This window comes from Pedobacter sp. 01N416 (assembly GCF_056399685.1).
Map to the genome: position 1 here is coordinate 1 of NZ_JBFTRT010000504.1, position 3,841 is coordinate 3,841.

2 protein-coding genes are annotated in these 3,841 nt (G+C 38.3%); both read left to right on the forward strand.

The window, feature by feature from the left end; all coding sequences use genetic code 11:
* On the forward strand, window positions 1–293 hold a 293-nt coding region (locus tag AC1DND_RS22390), incomplete at its 5' end, for a polysaccharide deacetylase family protein (RefSeq protein ID WP_477584816.1).
* A gap of 725 nt (window positions 294–1,018) precedes the next feature.
* The gene (locus AC1DND_RS22395; RefSeq protein WP_477584817.1) at window positions 1,019–3,784 is read left to right on the forward strand and encodes a bifunctional aconitate hydratase 2/2-methylisocitrate dehydratase; all 2,766 of its coding nucleotides are present in this window, start codon (window positions 1,019–1,021) and stop codon (window positions 3,782–3,784) included.
* The last annotated feature ends 57 nt before the right edge of the window (window positions 3,785–3,841 follow it).

Below are 3,841 nucleotides of genomic sequence, written 5' to 3' on the forward strand. Positions count from 1 at the left end.
AACAAATCTGTTCCGCCCACCATACGGGAGAATTAAGAAGTCTCAAATCTCAAATCTCAAATCTCAAATCTCAAATCCCAGGACTAAAAATCATAATGTGGGATGTACTCAGCGGCGATTTCGACACTAAGCTTTCGCCCGAAAAATGTTATCAAAACGTGATTAAACATACCGAAAATGGTTCTATAATTGTATTTCATGATAGTTTAAAAGCATTCGATCGTTTATCTTACGCACTTCCCAAAGTATTGGCTTATTTTAGTGAAAAAGGTTTTACATTTTCAACGCTTTAGCCTTAAGCTAATCTTATGCCAAGGCATCAAATACACACTAACAATCTGATTATAAATAAATTAATATATCAAAAAAACAAATAACTGTTCAAAATCGCACAAATCTGTCCGATAACGAACGGTTAACCCAGATTAAGATTCTATCGTTTATGACTACTTTTTACCTATTAACAGTCGCCCCGATTAACATTATTTGTAACGAACAGTTTTTGGCTTCTTTTCTTAATGCGATCGTCATCAGGCTGTATCATATTTGTAATTCCATTCGAATTTGTCACGTTGAGCTTGTCGAAACGCCTTTCGAGATTTAAACAAGTCCTTCGACAGGCTCAGGATGACAATTCTATTTACGAGGCAGCCTCAAATAGACCCTGAAATGAATTCAGGGTGACGATTATAATATAAGCCGGTAAGAATGGAGATTTTAACTTATACGAGGCACACATAAAACACTTACTAATTACATAAACCCAGCCATAACTTATGTGATTTTACGACCTTTAATCCCTCTCTTTTTTTGTTGTTTAGAATAATTCCAAATTACTTAATCGCCTGCCCAAATTACATTTAAGGGTTGTTTTTTGCTATTTTTGTTTTAACCAAAAAACTCGGCCTTATTGGCTCAGTAAACGCAAATTAATATACAAAAACAGTATTCTTTTTTGTAAAAAGCGGGTGTACATTCTGTTGCACAATCTTATAACAAAAAGAGTAAAATAGCTAAGATGAGTATTTATAACGATTATATCCAGGAGATTGAAGACAGAAAAGCTCAAGGTCTTCATCCCAAACCTATTGATGGAGCAGAATTATTGAGTGAAATCATCGATCAAATCAAAAATGTAAATAATTTTAACAGGGCAGATGCTGTTAATTTTTTCATATACAACACCTTGCCGGGTACTACCGGAGCTGCTGGTGTAAAAGCAGAATTTTTAAAAGAAATTATTTTAGGTGGAACTATCGTTGCAGAAATTACGCCTGATTTTGCTTTCGAATTGTTATCGCATATGAAGGGCGGATCTTCTATCAAAGTTTTGTTAGACATCGCTTTGGCAGATAATGGTGATAAAGCCCATAAAGCTGCAGATGTACTTAAAACACAGGTTTTCTTATACGATGCAGATACCGATCGTTTAAAAGAAGCTTACAACAATGGCAATGCCATCGCTAAAGAAATATTAGAAAGTTATGCCAGGGCTGAGTTCTTCACTAATCTTCCTGAAGTACCAGAAGAAATCAAAGTGGTAACTTTTATCGCTGGTATTGGCGATATTTCTACAGATTTATTGTCTCCAGGTAACCAGGCACACTCTCGTTCAGATCGCGAATTGCATGGCAAATGCATGATTACGCCAGAGGCTCAGGAGGAAATTAAAGCATTGCAAGCGCAACACCCTGATAAAAGTGTAATGCTGGTAGCTGAAAAAGGTACCATGGGTGTAGGTTCTTCACGTATGTCGGGGGTAAACAATGTTGCACTTTGGACGGGTAAAAAATCTAGCCCTTATATTCCATTTGTGAACATCRCCCCAATTGTAGGTGGCACCAATGGCATTTCTCCAATTTTCTTAACAACAGTTGATGTAACAGGCGGTATTGGTATCGACCTTAAAAACTGGGTAAAGAAAACGGATGAAAATGGCAATGTTATCCGTAACGAAAATGACGAGCCGGTTTTAGAGCAGGTTTATTCTATAGAAACGGGTACAGTACTTACCATTAATACAAAAACTAAAAAATTATACAATGGAGATCAAGAACTGATCGACATTTCAAAAGCGTTGACACCGCAAAAAATGGAATTTATCAAAGCTGGTAGTTCTTATGCTATCGTTTTTGGAAAAAAAATCCAAACTTTTGCAGCCAAAACTTTAGCTATCGAACCTTCGCTAGTATTCGCTCCTGCTAAAGAGGTATCTATTGAAGGCCAAGGTTTAACGGCTGTAGAAAAAATCTTCAATAGAAATGCGGTTGGTTTAACACAGGGCAAGGTTTTACATGCTGGTTCTGACGTTCGTGTAGAAGTAAACATTGTAGGTTCTCAAGACACAACAGGTTTGATGACCGCTCAGGAATTAGAAGCGATGGCTGCTACAGTTATTTCTCCGATTGTTGATGGCGCTTATCAATCTGGCTGTCATACCGCATCTGTTTGGGACAAAAAAGCACAGGCAAACATCCCTAAATTGATGAAGTTCATGAATGACTTCGGCGTAATTACTGCCCGCGACCCTAAAGGCGAATATCATTCAATGACAGATGTTATTCACAAGGTACTGAACGACATTACTATTGATGAGTGGGCAATTATCATCGGTGGTGATTCGCACACGCGTATGTCTAAAGGTGTAGCTTTCGGTGCAGATTCTGGTACAGTGGCATTGGCACTGGCAACTGGTGAGGCTTCTATGCCAATTCCTGAGTCGGTAAAAGTAACATTCAAAGGTCAAATGAAAGAACACATGGATTTCCGTGATGTAGTTCATGCAACACAATTGCAAATGTTGCAACAGTTTGATGGCGAAAATGTATTCCAGGGCCGTATTATCGAGGTACACATTGGTACTTTATTGGCTGATCAGGCTTTTACCTTTACAGACTGGACAGCTGAGATGAAAGCAAAAGCATCTATTTGTATTTCGCAAGACGATACATTAATCCAATCGTTAGAAATTGCTAAAAACCGCATTCAAATCATGATAGACAAGGGTATGGACAACCATAACCAGGTTTTACAAGGATTGATCAATAAAGCAAACAAACGTATTGAAGAAATTAAAACCGGTATTAAGCCAGCTTTAATGCCAGATGATAATGCCAAATACTATGCAGAAGTAGTTATTGACCTGGATATCATCAACGAGCCAATGATTGCCGATCCGGATGTGAACAATGCAGATGTTTCTAAACGTTATACGCATGATACCATCAGAGACTTAACCTTTTATGGTGGCGATAAAAAAGTAGACCTTGGTTTCGTAGGTTCTTGTATGGTACATAAAGACGACTTGAAAATCGTTTCTCAGATGTTGAAAAACGTAGAGACACTTACTGGTAAAGTAGAGTTCAAAGCTCCCTTGGTAGTTGCGGCCCCTACTTACAATATCATCGATGAGTTGAAAGCAGAAGGCGATTGGGAGTACTTACAAAAATACTCAGGATTTGAGTTCAGCGATGCTTTACCTAAGGCTGCAGYGCGTACCGAATATGAGAACATCATGTACTTGGAACGTCCGGGCTGTAACCTATGCATGGGAAACCAGGAGAAAGCGGCCAAAGGCGATACTGTAATGGCTACGTCAACCCGTTTATTCCAGGGCCGCGTGGTGGAAGATAAAGATGGTAAAAAAGGAGAGTCTTTATTGGCATCAACACCGGTAGTGGTTCTTTCTGCTATTTTAGGTCGTATTCCAAGCATTGAGGAATATAAAGTAGCGGTAGAAGGCATCAACTTAACCAAGTTCACACCTATTTCTACAAAACAATAAGAAACAAATAAACATATTTTTTGTTAATAAAGCACAAAGGCTGTCCCATAATAGGAT